18 protein-coding genes and 1 pseudogene are annotated in these 19414 nt (G+C 69.6%); 6 read left to right on the top strand and 13 right to left on the bottom strand.

Translation table 11 applies throughout. From position 1 onward, the window contains the following. Positions 1–40: 40 nt before the first annotated feature. Entirely contained in the window at positions 41–3229 is a 3189-nt protein-coding gene (locus tag ACIN94_RS22055) for a Tn3 family transposase (RefSeq protein ID WP_400708844.1), read from the top strand. Here ACIN94_RS22055 and ACIN94_RS22050 read toward each other — a convergent pair. Beyond that, positions 3153–4361 (bottom strand): MFS transporter, encoded by a 1209-nt coding sequence (locus ACIN94_RS22050; RefSeq protein ID WP_400708799.1) that lies wholly within the window; start codon positions 4359–4361, stop codon positions 3153–3155. The two genes, ACIN94_RS22055 and ACIN94_RS22050, sit on opposite strands and share 77 nt — an antisense overlap. Before the next feature lie 158 nt (positions 4362–4519). On the opposite strand from ACIN94_RS22050, the gene ACIN94_RS22045 reads away from it, so the two are divergent. Then, entirely contained in the window at positions 4520–5419 is a 900-nt protein-coding gene (locus tag ACIN94_RS22045) for a DUF5937 family protein (RefSeq protein WP_400708797.1), read from the top strand. Between the two features lie 257 nt (positions 5420–5676). Then, entirely contained in the window at positions 5677–6546 is an 870-nt protein-coding gene (locus tag ACIN94_RS22040; protein WP_400708795.1) for a recombinase family protein, read from the top strand. 138 nt (positions 6547–6684) lie between these two features. On the opposite strand, the gene ACIN94_RS22035 is transcribed toward ACIN94_RS22040, so the two are convergent. Next, a complete protein-coding gene (locus tag ACIN94_RS22035; RefSeq protein WP_400708793.1) occupies positions 6685–6843 on the bottom strand; it encodes a hypothetical protein in 159 nt (52 codons plus the stop codon). A 125-nt stretch (positions 6844–6968) separates the two neighbouring features. Between ACIN94_RS22035 and ACIN94_RS22030 the strand changes: the two genes are divergently transcribed. Beyond that, complete coding sequence (locus ACIN94_RS22030; protein ID WP_400708791.1) at positions 6969–7913, top strand: acyltransferase domain-containing protein; 945 nt, start codon at positions 6969–6971, stop codon at positions 7911–7913. A 104-nt stretch (positions 7914–8017) separates the two neighbouring features. Here ACIN94_RS22030 and ACIN94_RS22025 read toward each other — a convergent pair whose 3' ends face one another. The 5 genes and pseudogenes from ACIN94_RS22025 to ACIN94_RS22005 all read right to left on the bottom strand — a co-directional run bounded on the left by ACIN94_RS22025 (position 8018) and on the right by ACIN94_RS22005 (position 11916). Further along, positions 8018–8671, bottom strand: a complete 654-nt coding sequence (locus ACIN94_RS22025; RefSeq protein ID WP_400708842.1) for an exonuclease domain-containing protein — start codon at positions 8669–8671, stop codon at positions 8018–8020. Between the two features lie 118 nt (positions 8672–8789). Beyond that, on the bottom strand, positions 8790–9515 hold the full coding sequence (locus tag ACIN94_RS22020; protein WP_400708840.1) for a helicase-related protein: 726 nt from the start codon (positions 9513–9515) through the stop codon (positions 8790–8792). 290 nt (positions 9516–9805) lie between these two features. Beyond that, a pseudogene (locus ACIN94_RS22015) lies at positions 9806–10342 on the bottom strand (DEAD/DEAH box helicase); the annotation flags it as partial. Positions 10343–10375: 33 nt separating this feature from the next. Further along, positions 10376–11725 carry an ATP-binding protein gene (locus ACIN94_RS22010; RefSeq protein ID WP_400708789.1) on the bottom strand — a complete coding sequence of 450 codons (1350 nt, stop codon included), beginning with the start codon at positions 11723–11725 and terminating at the stop codon, positions 10376–10378. After that, entirely contained in the window at positions 11722–11916 is a 195-nt protein-coding gene (locus tag ACIN94_RS22005; RefSeq protein ID WP_400708787.1) for a tellurite resistance TerB C-terminal domain-containing protein, read from the bottom strand. Before ACIN94_RS22005 ends, ACIN94_RS22010 begins: the two co-directional genes overlap by 4 nt. 78 nt (positions 11917–11994) lie before the next feature. On the opposite strand from ACIN94_RS22005, the gene ACIN94_RS22000 reads away from it, so the two are divergent. After that, positions 11995–12546, top strand: coding sequence for a transposase (locus tag ACIN94_RS22000; protein WP_400708785.1), 552 nt, complete (start codon positions 11995–11997; stop codon positions 12544–12546). Here the strand turns inward: ACIN94_RS22000 and ACIN94_RS21995 are convergent. Then, positions 12543–13334, bottom strand: a complete 792-nt coding sequence (locus ACIN94_RS21995) for an AAA family ATPase (RefSeq protein WP_400708783.1) — start codon at positions 13332–13334, stop codon at positions 12543–12545. The genes ACIN94_RS22000 and ACIN94_RS21995 overlap by 4 nt on opposite strands. Between ACIN94_RS21995 and ACIN94_RS21990 the strand changes: the two genes are divergently transcribed. Beyond that, complete coding sequence (locus ACIN94_RS21990) at positions 13312–14637, top strand: alpha/beta hydrolase fold domain-containing protein (protein WP_400708781.1); 1326 nt, start codon at positions 13312–13314, stop codon at positions 14635–14637. The two genes, ACIN94_RS21995 and ACIN94_RS21990, sit on opposite strands and share 23 nt — an antisense overlap. Positions 14638–14931: 294 nt before the next feature. Here the strand turns inward: ACIN94_RS21990 and ACIN94_RS21985 are convergent, their stop codons facing one another. The 5 genes from ACIN94_RS21985 to ACIN94_RS21965 form a co-directional block, all read right to left on the bottom strand. Then, complete coding sequence (locus tag ACIN94_RS21985) at positions 14932–16023, bottom strand: cytochrome P450 (protein ID WP_400708779.1); 1092 nt, start codon at positions 16021–16023, stop codon at positions 14932–14934. 142 nt (positions 16024–16165) lie between these two features. Continuing rightward, the gene (locus ACIN94_RS21980; protein ID WP_400708777.1) at positions 16166–16957 is read right to left on the bottom strand and encodes an ABC transporter permease; all 792 of its coding nucleotides are present in this window, start codon (positions 16955–16957) and stop codon (positions 16166–16168) included. Then, positions 16954–17904 carry an ATP-binding cassette domain-containing protein gene (locus ACIN94_RS21975; RefSeq protein WP_400708775.1) on the bottom strand — a complete coding sequence of 317 codons (951 nt, stop codon included), beginning with the start codon at positions 17902–17904 and terminating at the stop codon, positions 16954–16956. Before ACIN94_RS21975 ends, ACIN94_RS21980 begins: the two co-directional genes overlap by 4 nt. 22 nt (positions 17905–17926) lie before the next feature. Further along, positions 17927–18775 (bottom strand): DUF4097 family beta strand repeat-containing protein, encoded by an 849-nt coding sequence (locus tag ACIN94_RS21970; protein ID WP_400708773.1) that lies wholly within the window; start codon positions 18773–18775, stop codon positions 17927–17929. Positions 18776–18858: 83 nt separating this feature from the next. Continuing rightward, positions 18859–19377, bottom strand: a complete 519-nt coding sequence (locus ACIN94_RS21965) for a YlcI/YnfO family protein (protein WP_400708771.1) — start codon at positions 19375–19377, stop codon at positions 18859–18861. Positions 19378–19414: the final 37 nt, after the last annotated feature.

Here is a 19414-nt window from a genome sequence, read left to right as displayed (position 1 = left end):
ACCCCGGCGGCGCCCGTACCCGGTGTGCTAGCCGACCAAGATCAATCTCACCGGGATTTCCTGTACCTCAACTACTCACGCCCGTGGTCCTGCTGCTGCGGCGGGTGGCCGCGGCCCGGGCACGGGCGCGGACGGAGACCTGCTCGACGAGATCCTCACCATCGTGCTCGACCCCGGGATCGGCGACGAGCAGATCGGCACCCTGCTGCGTACCAACATCGGCATGGAACGGATGCGGGCGGCGTGGGCCGAGCGCCGGGAGCGGCTGCCGCGCGACCACGGCCAGCTCAGCATGCTGGACGCGTCGATGTCGTACCTGCGCCAGTTCGCCCCCGCGGTGCTGGCCGCCGCGGTCCAGTTCGCCGGCGGCCCGGGCACCGAGCAGCTGCTGCAGGCCGTGGGCATACTGGCCGGGCTGTACGCCACCGGCGCCCGGAAGGTGCCGGCCGGCGCCCCGGTCGGGTTCGTGCCGACGAGGTGGGCTGGCTACCTCACCACCGCGGAGCAGGCCGGCGACGTGATCGCGTACCGCAGGTGTTGGGAGCTGGCCGTGCTGGTCGGCCTGCGCGACGGGCTGCGCTCCGGAGACATCTTCGTGCCTGGCTCGCGCCGGTACGCCGATCCGGCGTCGTTCCTGCTCACCCCACAGCAGTGGGCTCCGCAGAAGGCGGAGTTCTGCCACCTGGTCGGCAAGAGCGCCGAGGCCGTCGACGCGCTCGCGGTCGCCGACGACGAGCTGCACACCGCCCTGGCCGATCTGGAGGCCCAGCTCGCCCGCGGGAATCCGGGCGAGGTCCGGCTGACCGACGACGGTGAGCTGATCATCCCGCCGCTGACGGCCGAGGACGTGCCGGCCGAGGCGGATGCGCTGCGCGCCGAGCTGGCCACCATGCTGCCACGGGTGCCGATCGCGTCGGTGCTGGTGGAGGTCGACGCCCGGACCGGGTTCACCGATCACCTGGTGCACGCCGGCGGAAAGGTCGCCCGGCCGGCCGAGCTCAAGCGCAACCTGCTGTACGTGATCATCGCGGAGGCCACGAACATGGGCCTGTCCGCGATGGCCGAGTCCTGCGGGGTGCCGTACGACGTGCTCGCCTGGACCGCCGAGTGGTACTTCCGGCCGGAGACTTTGGAGGCGGCGAACGCCGCGGTGGTCAACTACCACCACCGGCTCCCGCTCACGAGGGCGTTCGGCTCGGGCACCCTGTCGAGCTCGGACGGGCAGCGGTTCCCGGTCAAGGGCAAGAGCATCACCGCCCGGCACCTGTCGTGGTACTTCGCCCGCGGCCAGGGCATCTCCACCTACACCCATGTCTCCGACCAGCACTCGACGTTCGACACGAAGATCATCGTGGCCACCGCACCCGAGAGCCATTACGTGCTCGACGGGCTGCTGGGCAACGAGACCGACCTGCCAGTCTTCAAGCACGCCACCGACACCCACGACGCGACCCTGGCGAACTTCGCCCTGTTCGACCTGGTCGGCAAGCAGCTCTCGCCCCGGATCCGCGACCTCGGAAAGATCACCCTGTACCGGACCGGGGCGAAGGCCGACTTCCTCGCCAGGTATCCCCGGTCCGGGCCGCTGCTGACCCGGCGCCTGAACGTCGACCTGATCAACGACATGCGGGACGATCTGCTGCGGGTCGCCGCGAGCGTGCAAGGCGGACATGCCACCGCCGCTCTGGTCGTCGGGAAGCTCTGCTCGAGCAAACGCCAGCAGAACGCGCTCACCAGCGCGATCAAGGAATATGGGGCGCGGCGCCGCACCGTCTACGCCGCCCGCTACCTCGCCGACAAGACGTACCGGCGGCGTATCGCTCGGCAGCTGAACAAAGACGAGAACCTGCACTCGCTGCGCCGCTCGCTGGCGTACGCGGGCGAGGGCGCGGTCCGGCGCCGGCACCACGAGCAGCAGACCGAGCAGATGTGGTGCTTGACCTTGGCGACCAACGCGATCGTCTGCTGGTCGACCGAGTATCACGGCCTCGGCGTGGTCGCTCTGCGTCAGGCGGGCCGCGACGTCGACGACGAGGTCCTGGCGCACATCTGGCCCACCCACCACAAGAACGTGCACTTCTACGGCACTCACTCGGTCGACGTCGACGGCAAGACACGCTTCTACGACACCGTCGACGAGGTGCCCATGGACGGCGTGGTGCGCAAGGACTGGCGCGAGGCGGTCGTCGACGACAGGGGCAAGGTTGAGCGCATCCCCTACGAGCTGTGCGTCCTGGCCGCCCTTCGGGACGCGGTCCGTCGGCGCGAGATCTACGTCGAGGGCGCCGCCCGCTGGCGCAACCCGGAGGACGACCTGCCCGGCGACTTCGAGGCCACCCGCGCCGTGCACTACGCCGCGATCCGCCAGCCGCTGAACCCGAGGGCGTTCATCGCGGACCTGAAGAAGCGCATGACCGCGGGCCTGGACCAGCTCTCAGCCTCGCTCGCGGACGCCTCGGCGGGCGGAGTGAAGGTCACCACCCGCAAGGGCGAGCCCTGGATCACCGTACCCAAGCTGGAACCGCTGGCCGAGCCCACCGGCCTGGCGGCCCTCAAGGAGGAGGTCGCACACCGCTGGGGCGTCCTGGACCTCCTGGACGTGCTGAAGAACGCCGACTTCCTCACCGGCTTCACCGAGGAGTTCTCCTCGGTGGCCGCCTACGAGCGCATCGAGCGTGACGTCCTCCAGCGCCGCCTACTGCTGGCCCTCTTCGCGCTGGGCACGAACATGGGCATCCGCGCCATCGTGGCGACCGGCGAGCACGGCGAGAGCGAGACTGCGCTGCGGCACGTCCGCCGGCACTTCATCACTGTGGACAACCTCCGAGCCGCCGTCACCAGGCTGGTGAACGCCACCTTCGCCGCCCGCGACACCGCATGGTGGGAGCGCGGCACCGCGTGCGCGTCGGACTCGAAGAAGTTCGGGTCCTGGTCCTCGAACTTCATGACCGAGTACCACGCCCGCTACGGCGGCAACGGCGTGATGATCTACTGGCACGTCGAGCGGAAGAACGTCTGCATCTACTCCCAGCTCAAGAGCTGTTCGTCCGAGGTCGCGGCGATGATCGAGGGCCTGCTGCGGCACTGCACGGACGCCGAGATCGAGTCCAACTACGTCGACACCCACGGCGCGAGCGTCGTCGGCTTCGCCTTCACCGACAGGGTGTGGGCGACAGCGTTCGCCAGGACATCAGGGCGGCGATGGCCGAGGCCGCGCCGGCCAGTGTGACGACCAGCCCCGGGGCCGCGACTTCGCCCAGCGCGCCTCCGGCTGCGGCGGCCAGGCCCTGCAGCGTCATCGTTCCGGTCAGTAGCAGGCCGAACGCCTGACCGCGCTGCGTCTCGGGCACCGCGTCGACAAACCTGCGGGCCAGTGCGAGCTGGTAGGCGACGCCGAAACCGGACACTGTCAGCAGGATGGCGGCGTATCCCGGTGCGGGGCGCAGCGCGAAGCCCAGCAGCGGCAATCCGAGCGCAAGCGCGAGGGGGCCGGCCAGCCGCTCCCGGCCCGCAGGACGCACCAGGCGGCCGACGATCAGGTTGCCGGCGAACATCCCGGCAGCGACCGCTGCGAACAGCAGACCGGCCGCGTCAGGCGCGCCGACCTGCGCGGCGTACGGGACCAGTACGCCCTCGGCGCCGACCATCAGCGCCGGTGCCAGCCATTGCGCCAGCAGCAGTGCCCGGACCGCAGGCCGGCGCAGCAGCGCCCGGTTCACCTGCCAGGTCTCGCTGATGCCGGCCGAACCGCCGGTGCGGCGGCGCGGGTGGTCGGCCAGGCGCAGTTGCAGCAGGCCTGCCGAGGCCAGGCAGGTCGCGGCGGTGATCCAGAGCGCGCCTGGCGCGCCGACAGCGGCGATCAGCATGCCGCCGGCGGCGAAGCCGAGCACCTGCGTGCCGCCGGCTGCCATGGAGAACACGGCACGTCCGAGCACGTAGCGGTCGCCGTCGAGCAGGTCGGGCAGAAGGGCGGTGCGCGAAGCGGAGGCGACGGCGCTGGGTAAACCCGTGACGAACACGAGCGCCAGCATGGCCGGTACCGGCAGTAGACCGGCGGCGAGCACGGCGCTGACCGCGGCGCGCAGCACCTCGTAGCCGATCATGACGGTGCGCGGGGGCCAGCGGTCGGCGAAAGCCAGCAGCAGCGTGCCGCCCAGGGCATAGGGCAGGAAGCCTGCCGCATACGCCAGCGCCGACATCAGCGGCGACCCGGTTGCCGCGTAGACGGTCACGGACAGTGCGAGCATCCGCACCGTCTCGCCGATCAGGAAGAGCGTGTAGCTGCCGAACAGCACGCGGAACTGGCCCACAGCGAACACCTCGCGGTAGGTGGCCGGGCGCGGCGCGGACGTGGCGGTCATGGCTGACAGCATCACGGCAGCCCGGCCACGGTGACTATGCTTTCGCGTGGAGGCAAAACATGCTGGCCATCGAGGTGGGACCCGTCGACGTGGCGCGTACCCGCTACGCGATCTCACCGCTCGGCGAGGCAATGCAGGCGCTGCGCGTCGCAGCCGGCGTGCAGGCTGCCGGCCCGCTCCGGCCATGGGCCGAGCGCATCGCGCCCCGGTACGAACAGCTGCGCCGGCAGGTGCCCGCAGTCGGGGCGCTGACAGCGCTGTTCCGCCGCGGCGCCTACAACGCCGACTTCATCCATCCGCCGCCATCGGGCTCCGGTAGCGACTTCGCCGCTGAGCTGGCCGCCGTGCGCGCCACGCCGCTGCGCCGTGCACGCCTGGAACTGGCCCGCAACCTGGCGGGACTGCGGACGCCGCCACGCTACGTGCAGCGCATCCTCGACGCGCCGGACGTGGTCACCCAGCTCGCCGATGCGCTCGAGGCGAGCTGGCAGGCGCTGGTCGAGCCGGACTGGCCGCGGCTGCGGGCGGTGCTGGAGCGTGACCTGGTCCGCCGCGCCGGGTACCTGGCGATGTACGGCTGGGCAGCAGCGCTGTCCGATCTCGACCCGCGGGTGAGCTGGCGCTCCGAGGGCCAGGCCGGGACCATCGAAGTGCGCACCGGCTCGCGTACCGAGTGGGACCGGCACCGGCTGGCCGGCAAGGGCCTGCTGCTGATGCCGACGGTGTTCGGCACTCTGATCAGCTACGTCGAGCCGCCATGGCCCCACGCCCTGGTCTATCCCGCCCGGGGCATCGCGGACCTGCTCGGCCCTGTGGCGCGTGCACCGGGCGGTGAGGCCCTGAGCCGGCTGGTCGGCCCGCGCCGCGCGGACGTGCTGCGCGCGCTGGACGTGCCTGCAACGACGACGCAGCTGGTCGCCCAGCTCGGCCTGAGCCTAGGCACCGTCGGCAGCCATCTGGCGGTGCTGCGCGATGCCGGCCTGATCACCCGCACCCGCGCCGGCCGGGCCGTCCTCTACGAGCACACGCCGCTGGGCGCAGCCCTGGCGGACAGCTGAACGCCACCAGGCGGCCCGCCTGGCCGCCCAAGGCGGGGCGCCGCTAACGAACGGCGATCCAACCGACAGGTAGCTGAGCGTGATGCTCTGGGTGTTGGAGTGCGAGGCCGACTGCGGGCAGAGCTGCGGTCGGTGTTTCATAGATAGTCGCCTATGAAACACCCGACCGTCCGGCGGTCCACCTGCGGCGATCATGTTTCATGAGTCGTTGCAAACGACTGGACATCTGAAACACCCCCATGAAACGCTCCGGGGCCGTGAGCGACGACTTCACGCGCGTGGAATCGCACGACTGCCCGATGTCCACCTGCGCCGCCCCCTCGGGCTCCCCGTGCCGGACCGGCAAGGGCAAGGTGGCCATCCAGCACCACACCGCCCGCTTCCGCCTCGTGCCTCAACTCGCCAAGGCGCTGAACGTGCCGACGCCCGCCGTGCGCAAGCCGGGGGCCGTATGGACCGAGCTTCCTCGGCCCGTCAGCGCCGACACCAAACCCGTCGGGCACGTCCGCCTGGGGTACGCACGTGCCTCGACCGCCCGGCAGTCCCTCGACGCACAGCTCGACTCCCTCGCCGAAGCCGGGGTGACGCGCATCTTCTCGGAGAAGATCTCCACCCGCGCCACCAAGCGCCCCGAACTGGAGGCCGCCGTGAAGCTCGCCGGGGAGATCCGCTCCTCCGGCGTCGCCGTGACCCTCGTCGTCCACGAGCACAAGCGGCTCGGCCGCGGCATCGAACTGGCCATACTCGCCGAAGAGCTGAAGGCCAGCGACGTCGGCCTGGAGTTCCTCACCGGGGAACTGAAGGGCTCGCACGACCCCTCTGGGATCGTGTTCACCGTGCTTGCCGCCCTGTCCGGCATGGAGCGCGAGTACATCCGCGACCGCACCCTCGAAGGCCACGAGTCCGCCCGCAAGCGCGGCAAGACCATCGGCGGCGCGGGCGTCACCGACGAGTCCATGCTGTCCATGGCCCTTCACCTGCGCGACCAGGAGATGAGCCTGCGCGACATCGCCAAGCGACTCGTCATCACCACAGGCGCGAAGAAGGGCCAACGCCCCTCACCCGCCACCGTCATGCGGATGCTCCGCGAACACGACGAGCAGGCTGCCACGGCGGCGAGCACATGATCACCCGGCTACCTTGCGGCTGGTGTCTGAGCTAGGACTCCAGGGCCTTACCGGCACCCCTACCCACGCGCCGAGTACCTGTTCAAGCAGGCGTCCCAGCTCCACGACCCGCACGGCGTCGGCTACACCCTCCACCAGCTACGCCACAGTGGCCTGACCCACCTGGCCGCCCGCGGCCGCAGCTCCGCCGAGCTGCAGGCCAAGTCCCGCCACCGGCACCTGGCCACCCTCGGCATCTACGTCCAGCTCGGCGAGGAAACCTCCGCCCGCATCACCGCCGAGAACGACGAACACCACCGACGCCGACACCAGCGCTGAGCAGCACCGGATCTAGATCATTGGTGACCCTGCTCGCAGTCCTCTCGCGCCGAGGAGAGCAGGAGATCAACAAAACAGGACACGAGGGAAGTAGGATCGTCCGCGTGGATCTGGACGACACCGCCGCCCGGCTCGGGGTACCCGTCGAGGACGTCGACCGCGTGCACCGGCTCGCCGGCGACCGGCCGTCGGCTCCGCTGCCCGCCAAGGCCGACGCGCCCGCGATCCTCGACCGGCTCGCGGTGCGGCCGGACGACGCCGCCGAGATCATGGCGGGCTGGCCCGACCCCGACTCTCCACTGTGGACTCCGGAGCTGCGCTGGCTGCTCGACCGCTCGATCGCCCTGGTCCGCGCCGATCTCGGGGGCCACGGCTGGCTGTCGCCCGGTCCGGAGCTGCCGCGCGAACGGGGCCCCGCCTGGCGGCATCTCTACGTGTACGCGTACCTGGCCCTGGTCGACGTCGTCACGGGGTACCACCGCGACCACGGCATCGCCGATGCCGTGTCGTGGGTGACCCTCGCGGACCTGGGCCGCAACCTCGCGATCGACCGGCGGATGCACCGCGAGGGCTGGCCGGTCATGCAGAGCTGGCTGACGCTGCACGCTCGCGGCGGCGTCTACGAGCTGGGCCGGCTGCAGCACCAGCACGGCGGCACCGCCATCGACCTGCACATCCCCGAGTCGGGGCCGATGACCCCGGAGGCGGTCGCGGCGTCGCTCGACCAGGCCCGCGCGTTCTTCCCGCGCCACTTTCCCGACGAGCGCTACACGGCGTTCTCCTGCGGCTCGTGGCTGCTCGACCCGCAGCTGCTGGAGTACCTGCCCGGGGACTCCAACATCGTCCGGTTCCAGCGGAGGTTCGAGCTGGAGCCCTACGAGGAGCCGGAAGGGCTGGACGCCGACGTCGAGGTGCTGCGGTTCGTGTTCCGCACCCTGACCACGCCGCTCGACCAGCTGCCGCGCCGCACCGTGCTCCAGCGCGCGATCGTCGACCACCTGAAGGCCGGCCGCCACTGGCACTGGCGCCGCGGCCGCTTCCCGATCTAGCCGGGCCGAGACATCCACAGATCTGCCTCATGATCAATGAGACGTGACTTCATCGATTCGTCTCATCCATTTTGAGGCACCGCAGCTCAAGGGGGTCTCATGCCTCAAGTCCAACGAGACGGGACAGTAGGTGGCGCCGACTCAGTGAGAGCGGCGCAGAAGGCTGTGAACGTGACGCGCGGCTCAGTGAAGGTGGCGCATCGCCTGGCCGAGACGTCGCGCTTCGTGCATCTTTTTAGAGGATAAGTCTTTAGTCCATTGTAAATGATCTTGAACTCCAGATCGACGCCTTTACAATGTAAATTTATTACAGGATTGATGACCAGACCTCCCGGGTATCCGGCAGTTGATCCGTGCTGACATGTTGCGCAAGGACGTCCGCCCCGCAGTCGAGCACACGACCTGCGCGACCTGCTGAAAATCCTCGCCACCCTGGATTCGGCGCTGAGCACTTCGGTGTCGTGGCGGGCGTTGTGGGCGACGATCACCGCGCCGTCGAGCATGGCCGCGACGTCGCCGGCGATCTCCGCGAAACTCGGGGCGCCTGCCAGGTCTGCGGCGATGAGGCCGTGGATGTGCGTGGGGCCGGGCCCCGTTCCGGAGTCGACGATCGTGGAGTAGACGTGGTCGTCGCTGCCGTCGGGGTGCAGGCGGATAATCGCGATCTCGACGATGCGGGCCTTGCGGGCATCGGTCGAGGTGGTCTCGACGTCGACGACGGCGTAGGGAAGGGGTCGGTGGCGTCGGGGAGGTCGGATGCGGCCAGGTCGGCCAGCAGGTCCGCGGCCACCTGGGGTGGGGTGGCGCAGAGCAGCAGGGCGACACCGTAGCGGGCGATGTCGACGCCTCCGGCATGCAGGGCCAGGGCGGTCGTGGTCATGATGGCATCTCCGCGGAAGGGGAACAGCAGGCTGTCGGCCGCCGGAGGCGCGTGCGACGTCGATGACCTTCGCGTGGGTGTCGATGGTCAGGATCCGCCAGCGGCGGCCGGCGAAGATGAGCAGTGCCCCCTCGGGTGGTGAATTTTCCAGGGGAAGGCTGCCGAGTGTCCGCCCTGCGGTGACGATGCGGTATTCGGTGGGGGCGGCGAAGGCGGCGTAGAAGGTGTAGTGGTTGACCAGCCGCTCCCCCACCTCTCCGTGCAGCAGCAGGCCGTCGTTTTCCTGGCGGATGAGCCGTCCGGCGCCGAGGTCGCGTAGCAAGGCGGCGAACATCGGCGCGTCGATCGTGCGGAATGGTCCCTGGGCGCACAGGGTGCGGTAGGCGTAGGCCGGGGTGAATGGTGAGGGTCGGTTCGGGTTCGCTGATGTAGAGCCGCAGGACGGCGGGGCCGCCGCGTCGCCCGGAGCGGCCGAGTCGTTGGCGCAGGGGGGCCACGCTCGGGGGCGCGCCGACCTGGGCGATGGAGGAGACCGAGCCGATGTCGATGCCCATCTCCAGGGTGGAGGTGCAGACGGCGGTGGTCGGCCGGCTACGGTCCTTGAGCCGGGACTCGGTGTGCTCGCGGATGTCTCTGGACAGGTTGCCGTGGTGGGGCAGGAACTCGTTCGGCACTCCTGCGGTGTCGCAGCGGCGGCTGAGCAGGTCGGTGTAGTCCTCCACCGCGCTCCGGGAATTGGCGAAGATGAGGTTGTGCGATCCGCGCAGGGTGGCGAACAGGTGGTCGGCGATCGCGAGCCGGTCGCCGGAGGTGATGTCGTCGGTGCTGAGTCGGCGCCCAGCGCCTCGTGCGCGGCCTGGGCGCGCGGGTCGAGCGTGGGTGCGGTTTCGACGTAACCGCGTACCTGCAGTCGCAGCTCTTGTGCGTCGGAGGTCGAGACGATCGAGGTGACGTGCTCCCCTGCGCCCGGGCGTAGGAAGTCCGCGACTTGGAGCATGTCCCCGAGGGTCGCCGACAGGCCGATGCGAGGAACGCGGCGGCGCGCGGCCAGGTCCAGTCGGTGCATGAGCGACTGGAGTTGAGCGCCACGCTCGGTTCCGATGAAGGAGTGCAGTTCGTCGACGACGATGTAGCGCACGGCTCCGGCGAGGTCGCCCATCTTCCAGCCGCGCAGGACGAACAGCGCCTCCAGCGATTCGGGGGTGATCAGCAGGATTCCGCGGGGCCGGTCGATCAGCTTGCTTTTGAGGTGGGCGCCGACGTCGCCGTGCCAGCGGGCGACCGGGAGGTCCAGGTGGGCGCAGAGCTCGTCCAGCCTGCCGTACTGGTCGTTGATAAGAGCTTTGAGCGGGCTGATGTATATCGCGGCGAATCCAGCGGTTGTCGGTGGTTGGTTGGTCAGGGCCGAGCAGATCGGCAGGAAGGCGGCCTCGGTCTTGCCGGAAGCGGTCGCGGCGGCGATCAGGACGTCGCCGTCACCCGCCAGGATGGGGCGACGGCCGCTTCCTGGGCGGGGCGCAGTTCCGGCCAGTCCTGCTGCCAGATCCATCGCTGGATTGCGGGGTGAAGCCGCTCGAAGGCCTCAGAGCCGGAAGGAGGCGAGGTCGTCATCGCCTGCCCTTCCCGCTTGGGCAGTCCACGCGGGTGCCGCGGCGCTGTCGTCTTCCTCAAGCGGCGCCAGGTCGGGATTGTCCTCCTGGGCCAGTTCGACCGAGGGCAGGATCTGCCGCCAGTCGACGCCGGGGTTCTGCTCCAGTACGGCCAGCAGATCGCGGAACGCCTTGATGGTGGTGCGGGGAGTGCGGAAGTAGGCTTCGCCGATGCGGCCCGAGCAGTGCTGCATGAAGGCGGGCAGCGCCTCATCACCGAGCAGGTAGCGGGAGGGGTCGCCGCCGGCGTGGACGTGGCGCAGCTTGGCCAGCAGCACGTACAGGTCTTCCTGGGTCAGCGCGGCCAGGCGCAGTACCGGCCCGGAGTAGTCGACCAGGCCACCGGCGGCGAAGGTATTCTCGGCCAGCCGCGACTGCAGGGCGGCGTAGCTGTAGAGGCCGCGGCGGGTGTCGGCGAGGAATTCCGGGGTGCCGCCGAAGACGAAGCCGAGGTGGGCGGCGCTGCCTTGGAGGGTGTCGTTGAGGATGCGCAGGATCTGCTCGTAGTTGGCGTTGCGTGCCTGGGTGGAGGCCAGTTTGTAGAGGTTGACCATCTCATCCAGGCACACCAGGAGGCCGTCGTAGCCGTCCAGCCGGACGAACCGGCTCATCAGCTTCAGGTGGTCGTGGAAGGTGGAGTCGTCGATGATGGTGCGGACCCCGAGCGCGGAGCGCGCCTCGGTCTTGGTGGAGAACTCCGCCCGCAGCCAGCGTACGGCCGCGGATTTGAGCTGCTCGTCGCCGCTGTCTTGGCCGCGCCAGTAGGCGCCGACGACTTCGGCGAAGTCGTAGCCGCCGGTCATCTCCGACAGGTGGGCCAGCCGCAGCCGGATGACGTGGCCGGGATCGGTTCCGCTGTGCTGGGCTTCGGCCAGGGCGGTGGAGACGAACCGTTCCACCACGCTGGTCAGCGCTCCCCCGTCTGGTCTGGCCCGGGTGGCGAGGTTGCGCATCAGCTCGGCGTACAGGCTGCGCGCCTGCCCGCCACTGGAGTGCAGGCGCCGATCGGGGTTGAGATCGGCGTGTACGGTGACGAGCTTCTTCTCCACCGCGATGGAGCGCACCAGGTGCAGGAAGGAGGTCTTGCCCGCCCCGAAGTCGCCGATGACGAACCGTACCGCCGAACCCCCGCCGGCGATCCGGTCGATGTCGCTGACCAGGGCCGTCACCTCGGGCTCTCGGCCTACTTGCACATGGCGCTGGCCGGCGCGCGGGACCACGCCCGCGCACAGTGACTGCAGCAGGGCGTCGCGCTCGCGGGGACGGATAGCGGTGGAGCTCACGTCAGCATCTCTCCCAGCAGATCTCGGTCGACCCGGATCGGGTCGTCTCCTTCGAGTAGTGGCTCGCCCGCCAGCTCGTAGGCGGCTTCGTTGATGCGATCCAGTGCTCCGTCGGGCAGCAGGTTCCAGCGCGCCACCAGCTGCTCGAACTGCCCTCGCGAAATCTGCTCGGCGGCGGTGAGCGCGCGCACCAGCCCGGAGTGCCGGCCGTCCAGCCCGGCGACCGGGTCGGCCGCTGGAGGCGGGGGTGGGGTGTTGGGTCCTCGTCGGTGAAGATCAACGCGGTGATGTGGCGGTTCCGCACCGGCAGCCCATGGCGGGACGTGCCCGCGGAGTACGGGCCGTGGTCCACCGTCTATGACCGGTTCCGGTCCTGGGCGAAGACCGGGATCTTCCAGCACCTGCCGGAAGCCGTGATCGCCGAGGCCGCCGCACGTGGGCAGGCGGACCTGGAGTTGGTCAGCGTGGACTCCACCACCGCCCGCACCCACCACCACGCCGCAGGGATGGCCCTGAACCCTGACCTTTTGGATGCGCTGGAAAAGGTCGTTGATGAGGAAAAGGGGCTTCGCACAAGGGGCACACACCTCCCGATGGCGGACCAGGCAGCCAACCGCAAGAAATGCGGCTCGCGTGGCGGCCGCCCGGTCAGCCACGATCCGGATCTGTACAAGGAGCGCAACACGGCGGAGCGCTGCATCAATCGGATCAAGGAGTGGCGCGGTCTGGCGTTCCGCTTCGACAAGACCCCCGAGAGCTATCTCGCCGGTCTCCATCTACGCGGGGCCATCTTGTGGATACGAAGCCTCCGGCCCGCCTAAAGATCCGACGGCTCCAGCGCATCGGCAGGGATGTCTAGCGTGCCGGCCGCGGTCAGCACGATCCCCAGATCGCCGGTGTCCTCGGCGGCCGCTACCGCGAGCATCCTCCTGGTGGGTTCCGCCAGCCGGTGGACCCGACCGGCGAAGGCTTCCAGGAGCCGGTGCGTGAGTGGGAGCGGTCCGCCGAACTCCAGCTCGCTCTCACAAGCCGCCCTGGACAGCTCGATGAGGGCCAGCGGGTTGCCGTCGGCCTCTTTGAGCACCCGCTCTCGCAGGTGGGCCGGGAGCTGGTCGCTGAGCAGCCGCTCGGCCTCTTCGCGTGCCAGCCCGCCGAGGCGCAGCTCGGGCAGACCGGCCACGGGGAAGGCGTCCTGGTCGTCGCGCGCGGCGACCAGGAGGGTGACCCCCTCGGACCGCAAGCGCCGTGCCGCGAACAGCAGGGCGGAGGCCGAGGCGTGGTCCAGCCACTGGGCGTCGTCGATGAGACACAGCAGCGGTCGTTCTTCGGCCAGTTCCGACAGCAGGGTGAGCGCGGCCAGCCCGACCAGGAACCTGTCGCTCTCAGTGACCGCTGCCAGCCCGAACGCCCCGCGCAACGCCGCGGCCTGCGGTCCGGGAAGCGTGTCGAGCCGGTCGAGCGCCGGCCGCAGCAGCAGGTGCAGGGCGGCGAAGGGCAGCTTGGCCTCCGTCTCCACGCCGGCCACGCGCAGCACGCGTGCCCCGCCGGCCGCCTGTGCGGCGTGGTCGAGGAGCGATGACTTGCCCATGCCGGGCTCGCCCCTGATCATGAGGACTCCGCTGCTGCCGGATCTAGCGTTTCGGCCAGTCAATCCCATCGAAGGAGTTCGACATGACCGCTCTGACCGCCCTGGTGACCGGCGCCTCGCGCGGAATCGGCAAGCGATCGCGGTACGGCTGGCCGCCGAGGGCGCACTCGTCGCGGTGCACTACGCCGCCAACGACGAGGCGGCCAAGCGAGCAGACCGGCGGGCGGGCATTCATGATCCGCGCCGAGCTGGGCGTGGCGGTGACGTGGACACCCTCTTCGCGGGCCTGGCGGACGGGCCGGCCGGACGGCCGCGACCCGTCGCCCTGCCCGAGCTCGCCTACGCCATGACCCGACCGGCCTTGGGGGCCGACCTCACTGCCCGCGCCGAGCCGGAGATGGCCACCTGGCCCGGCGGACGGCACGATGACCGCCGTCGGCCACTGGCCGACACGAATCCAACACCAGCCGCGACCACCACCCCACCACGAGACAAGGCACCAATGATCCCTCCCGATGTACCCGGCCTCCGCGAAGGCACCCCCCAGCGTGCCGCCATGCGTCCCCAGGGCCCCGCACTGGCACACGTGGAAGACCTCCACGGGCCCAACGGGCTCCCGCTGCGCCACTACCGGCCCCGCGAGCAGGCGCGCCCCCTCGTGGTGTTCGCCCACGGCGGCGCGTTCGTCATGGGGGACTTGGACACCCACGACCGCACCTGCCGGCGCATCGCCGACGCCTGCGACGTCGAGGTGCTGGCCGTCGACTACCGGCGTACCCCCGAGCACCCCTACCCGGCAGCCATCGAAGACGTGGCCGCGGTCCTGCGCTGGTCGCGCCCGGCGGCGGTGGCGGGCGACAGCGCAGGCGGCTACCTGGCGACCATGGCCTGCCTACGGCTCCGCGACGCGGGTGACCCCTTGCCCGCCGTACAGATCCTCATCTGTCCCAACACCGATCTAACGCTCTCGCAACCCAGCGTGGTCGACAAGGGCACCGGGCACGCGCTGGACGCCGACTTCCTCTCCTGGGCCATCGCGCAATGGGCGCCGGATCCCGCCACCCGCGCCCTCGCCAGCCCGCTGATGGCGCCAGACCTGCGCGGCCTGCCCGACACCCTGATCGTGACCGCCGAGCACGACGCGCTGCGCGATGAGGGCGACGCCTACGCCCGTCGCCTGGCACAGGCGGGCGTACGGGTGATGCACCGGCAAGAACCTGGCCTGGTGCACGGCTTCATCCAGAACATGGACCTGACCTCCCCTGAGGCGGCCGTTGCCCACGACCGGCTGTTCCGCGACATCGCTTCCCTGATGCGCAGATGAGGGCCACCAGCACCTCGGGAGCCTCGGCCGCTACGTCCGACTCGGGGAGGAGACCTCCGCCCGCATCACCGCCGAAGCCGATCCTGCCGCCCGTCGCCGCACTCGCTGACGCTCAGCACAACACAAAGATCATTCTCAGCGCCAACCGCTGTCCGCCGGTTCCTCAACCCCGGACACCGGACACCATCACGAGCCCGATCATGAGGGCCACGTTCGCCATCAGCGGGCGGTGCCATTCCCGCCATGGCCTCGACACACTCATTGTCTCCCCCGGCATCGAACGATTCCGGGCGGCTATTCCTGGTCCCAGGTGACCTCGAGCCGGTGCACGCCATAGATGTTCATGTTGTGGCGCAACGGAACGTCCTCGGCCGGGACGGCCAGGCGGAGGGTCGGGAACCGGCCGAACAGCGCGGGCAGCGCGACCCGCATCTCGACTCGGGCCAGCTGCTGGCCGAGGCACTGGTGGATGCCATGGCCGAAGGCCAGGTGCCCGGTGGCCTGCCTGCTCAGGTCGAGGGTGTCCGGGTCGGGGAACTTCTCCGGGTCGCGGTTGGCGGTCTGGACCGCGAGGGTGACCGTCTCGCCCGCCCCGATCAGGTGTCCGCCCAGCTCGACGTCCTCCAACGCCGCCCGGACGTTGGTGTGCGTGATGGTCAGGTAGCGCAGCAGTTCCTTCACCGCCCGGTCGACGCCGCTCGGGTCGGCGCGCAGTGCGGCGAGCTGGTCCGGGTGGTTCAGCAGGGCGGAGGTGCCGAGCGCGATCATGTTGGCGGTGGTGTCGAGCCCGGCACCGAGCAGGAACGCGCCGAGGCCGGCGACCTCCTCGTCGCTCAGGTCGCTCGCGGTCAGCTCGCTGAGCACGTCGTCGGTGGGGTTCGCGCGTTTGGCCTGCACCAGTCCATGCACGTACTCCTGCAGCGCGTCCCAGGCCGTGTACATCTCCTCCTGGGAGGTGTCCGAGGAGGTCAACGCCTTCGCGTGACGGTTGAAGGTCGCGCGGTCCTCGTACGGCACGCCGAGCAGTTCGCAGATCATCATCGCCGGGACGGGGTGGGCGAATGCCTCGACCAGATCCACGGACGGGCCGTGGTTTTCCATAGCGTCCAAGTGCTCGGCGGCGATCTGCTCGACGCGTTCGGTGAGCACCCGCATCCGGCGAACGGTGAACCTGCCGGTGAGCAGCTTGCGGTAGCGGGTGTGCTCGGGTGCGTCGATCCCGGTGAGATCGCCGACCAGCGCGGGCGGCAACTCGGTGACGCCCGGAATCGGCAGCGGGAAGTGCATGAGCTCGTACCGGGAGCTGAACCGGGTGTCGGCCAGGACCGCGCGAGTTAAGGCACGGCCGGTGACCAGCCAGTCGACGTGCCCGTCGGGATAGGTCATCCTGGTGATCGGGTTCGCCTCACGGATCCGGCCCAGTTCCTGTGGCGGATCGAACGGACAGCCCTCGGGGCGGGTGATGGGCAGCGAGTCGACCGGCGAAATCTGTTACTGCTGCATCGTTTCTCCTTGGCTCGAGTGCGGCTTAGCGGGTGGACTCGCGGTTGAACAGCTTCTTCGACCAGAGGTAGCCGCCGAGCGCGATGACGACGCACCAGCCGACCGCGATGACGGCGTTGTTCCCGATCGGCGTGCCCATCAGCAGGCCGCGCAGGGTCTCGATGAGCGGCGTGAACGGCTGGTACTCGGCGAACCAGCGCAGCACGGTGGGCATCGAGTCGGTCGGGACGAACCCGCTGCCCAGGAACGGGAGCAGCACCAGCGGCATACCGACGTTGCTCGACGACTCGACGGTCTTGCTGGCCAGGCCGAACGCGACCGACAGCCAGATGAAGGCGAAGGTCATCATCACCAGGACACCGATGAGGGCGAGCCAGTCGCCGGGCCCCGCCGACGGCCGGAAGCCGATGAGCAGCGCGACGCCGATGACCGCCGCGATGCTGAGCATCGTCTGGATGAGGCTGCCGATGACGTGTCCGGTTAGGACGGACACGCGGGCGATGGCCATGGTGCGGAACCGGTCGACGATGCCCTCGGTCATGTCCATGGCGATCGAGATGGTGGTGCCCTGGACCGCAGCGGTGATCGCCATCAGGATGATCGCGGGGGTGACGTAGTTGACGTACTCCGCACGTCCGCCGGAGACGCCGCCGAGCCCGGCGCCGAGCGTGCCGCCGAAGACGTAGACGAACAGCAGCAGGAAGACGATCGGCATGCCGATGAGCTGCAGTGTCATGGACGGGTAGCGCACCATGCGCTTGAGGTTGCGGCGAAGCATCGTCGCCGAGTCGGTCAGGGCGTACGACACAGTGCTCATCGTGCGGTCACCTTCTCCTTGTTGCCGGTGAGAGCGAGGAAGACGTCGTCGAGGTCAGGGGTGCGCACGCTCAGCGAGTCGACCTCGACCGCGTTCTGGTCAAGCCGGTCGAGCAGCGCCTTCAGCGACCTGAGGCTGCCGTCGTGCGGTACGCGCAGGGCGAGCGTGTCGCTGTCGCGGGACACCTGGCCCACGGCGCGCGCGGCGGATTCGAGGTCGCGCTCGTCGGCGAACCGCAGCAGGACGTGGCCGCCGGGAATGCGCCGCTTGAGCTCGTCCGCGGTGCCCTCGGCGACGATCTTCCCGTGGTCGAGCACCGCGATCCGGTCGGCGAGCTCGTCGGCCTCCTCCAGGTACTGGGTGGTGAGGAAGATGGTGACGCCACCCGCCACGAGCTCCCGCACGATCTGCCACATGGCGCGGCGGCTGCGCGGGTCCAGCCCGGTGGTCGGCTCGTCGAGGAAGATCACCTGCGGTGAGCCGACCAGCGTCATCGCGAGGTCGAGCCGCCGCCGCATCCCACCGGAGTAGGTCGCCGCCGTCTTCTTGGCTGCATCGACGAGGTCGAACTGTTCGAGCAGCTGGGCGGTCCTGCGCCTGCCCGCCTTCCGGCCGAGGTGGTGCAGATCCGCCATCAGGGTCAGGTTCTCCTGACCGGTCAGCAGATTGTCGATCGCCGAGAACTGGCCGGTGACGCCGATCGCGGCACGCACCGCGTCCGGCTCGGCGGACAGGTCGTGACCCGCGATCCGCGCGCTGCCCCCGTCGGCGCGGATCAGGGTGGACAAGATCTTGACTGTGGTGGTCTTGCCGGCGCCGTTGGCGCCGAGCAACGAGAAAACGGTGCCACGCGGGACGTTCAGGTCGACACCGTCGAGCACGACGTGGTCGCCGTACGATCGGCGCAGTCCGGTCGCCGTGATCGCAGATTGGGATGGCACGGTCATGAGAACCCTCTTCGAGATCTGGTCAGGAACGGCGGACGGTGATGTCGCCGAACGACGTGTGCGCGCGGACTTCGACGGTCTGCTCGGACTTCTCCGGTGCTTCGCTGAGACCGTCCAGCGAGTTCTCCACTCGCCCGTGCGAGGTGTTCAGGTCGAGCCATGCGGCGGTGCCGGCGGCGACACCGATTTCGAGGTGGCCGGTCGAGGTGTGCAGCGTGACGGTGTCGCGCGTGACCTGGCCGACGCGAATGGTTCCGTTGGAGGTCTTGGCTTCCACCATGGCGTCGGCCCGGTCGACGGAGATGTCGCCGTTGGCCGAGCGCACCCGCAGTTCGCCGGTGACGGTGCCGATGTCGGTGTTGCCGTTGGAGTTCTTGATGACGGCGGTGCCGCCGATCTCGCCGATGTGCACGCGCCCGGTGCCGGTGGAGACATCGGCGTTGCCCGCGACCGTTTCGACGGTGATGTCACCACCGGAGGTGCCCAGTCGAAGCGGTCCGGTCCGGTCGAGACGGAAATGCCCGACCGACGCCTTGAGCCGGCACTCCCCCAGCGTGCCGACGCCGCGCAGGTCCGCTACCGACAGGTCCGCGTGCACGTGCGAGCCGGTGGGAAGTTCGATCAGCACGTCGACCGACCTGGTCTTCTTGGAGAAGTCGAGCATGCGGGCCTTCGGCCCACGGACCGTCAACGTGCCGTTGGCGTACTCGACGCGCGTCTTCTGCGCGGCGTCCACATCGGACTCGTCGGACTCGTCGCTCGGCCGCACCTCGACGACGGTGTCGGTCCGGTCGCTCGCGATGATCTGCACGTCACCGACGGAGAGCTCGATCGTGGCGGAAATCGGTTCAGGCGTGGCGAAAACAGGCATGGCTATCCCCTCAGAATGAGTCAGAAGAACATCCCCGCTGGTCGGAGATGTACGAAGAAAGTGGTTCTGGGTGTCGGCGTGGGTTAGCGAGCCCAGCCGGTGTAACGCTGCGCGCCGCGCTTGCCGCGCCGGTCGGAGCCGTGGTCGCGCTCCGGGGCACGCAGCGCGGTCGAGGCGGCCCGCACCAGCCAGGCGTTGAGCGAGCGACCTTCCTTGCCCGCCGCCTCCTCGATCGCGGCCTTGAGCTGTTCCGGGAGGCGGACGTTGATCCGTGTCACCGGGCCGTCCTCGAAGCTCGCCGCGGCGTCATCAGCCGACATCGCGCCCAGATCCGGGGTGTCCTCAAGTGGCTGCTCCGCCTGCCGAACCGTCACGACGAAGTTCGGGTCACGTCCACGCAGGTGCACCTGGACCGAACCGGGAGCCAGGTCTCGGGTGATCTCGTCGGCAGCCGCCGACAACGCCTCGAGCAGGGTGAGCCGGATCGCCGACTCCATCGACACGGTCAACCGCTCGATCAGCACACTGGCGTCACCATCACCGGTCTCGACGGCGGTCAGCAGCTCGCGACCGAGGGAGGCCACATACGGGGTCAGGTCCATGGCATCACTATGGCACACCATGATGCCACCAACAAGC

Source organism: Streptosporangium sp. NPDC087985, assembly GCF_044741965.1.
Lineage (GTDB): Bacteria > Actinomycetota > Actinomycetes > Streptosporangiales > Streptosporangiaceae > Streptosporangium.
Note: the sequence above shows the minus strand (reverse complement) of the source record. Positions and strands in the feature narration are given on the sequence as shown.

Coding starts and splice junctions, on each gene's coding strand:
- ACIN94_RS22050 (WP_400708799.1), bottom strand. CDS start 4,361: ATGACCGCCACGTCCGCGCCGCGCCCGGCCACCTACCGCGAGGTGTTC.
- ACIN94_RS21990 (WP_400708781.1), top strand. CDS start 13,312: ATGCCGGGCTCGCCCCTGATCATGAGGACTCCGCTGCTGCCGGATCTA.
- ACIN94_RS21995 (WP_400708783.1), bottom strand. CDS start 13,334: ATGATCAGGGGCGAGCCCGGCATGGGCAAGTCATCGCTCCTCGACCAC.
- ACIN94_RS21985 (WP_400708779.1), bottom strand. CDS start 16,023: ATGACCTATCCCGACGGGCACGTCGACTGGCTGGTCACCGGCCGTGCC.
- ACIN94_RS21980 (WP_400708777.1), bottom strand. CDS start 16,957: ATGAGCACTGTGTCGTACGCCCTGACCGACTCGGCGACGATGCTTCGC.
- ACIN94_RS21975 (WP_400708775.1), bottom strand. CDS start 17,904: ATGACCGTGCCATCCCAATCTGCGATCACGGCGACCGGACTGCGCCGA.
- ACIN94_RS21970 (WP_400708773.1), bottom strand. CDS start 18,775: ATGCCTGTTTTCGCCACGCCTGAACCGATTTCCGCCACGATCGAGCTC.
- ACIN94_RS21965 (WP_400708771.1), bottom strand. CDS start 19,377: ATGGACCTGACCCCGTATGTGGCCTCCCTCGGTCGCGAGCTGCTGACC.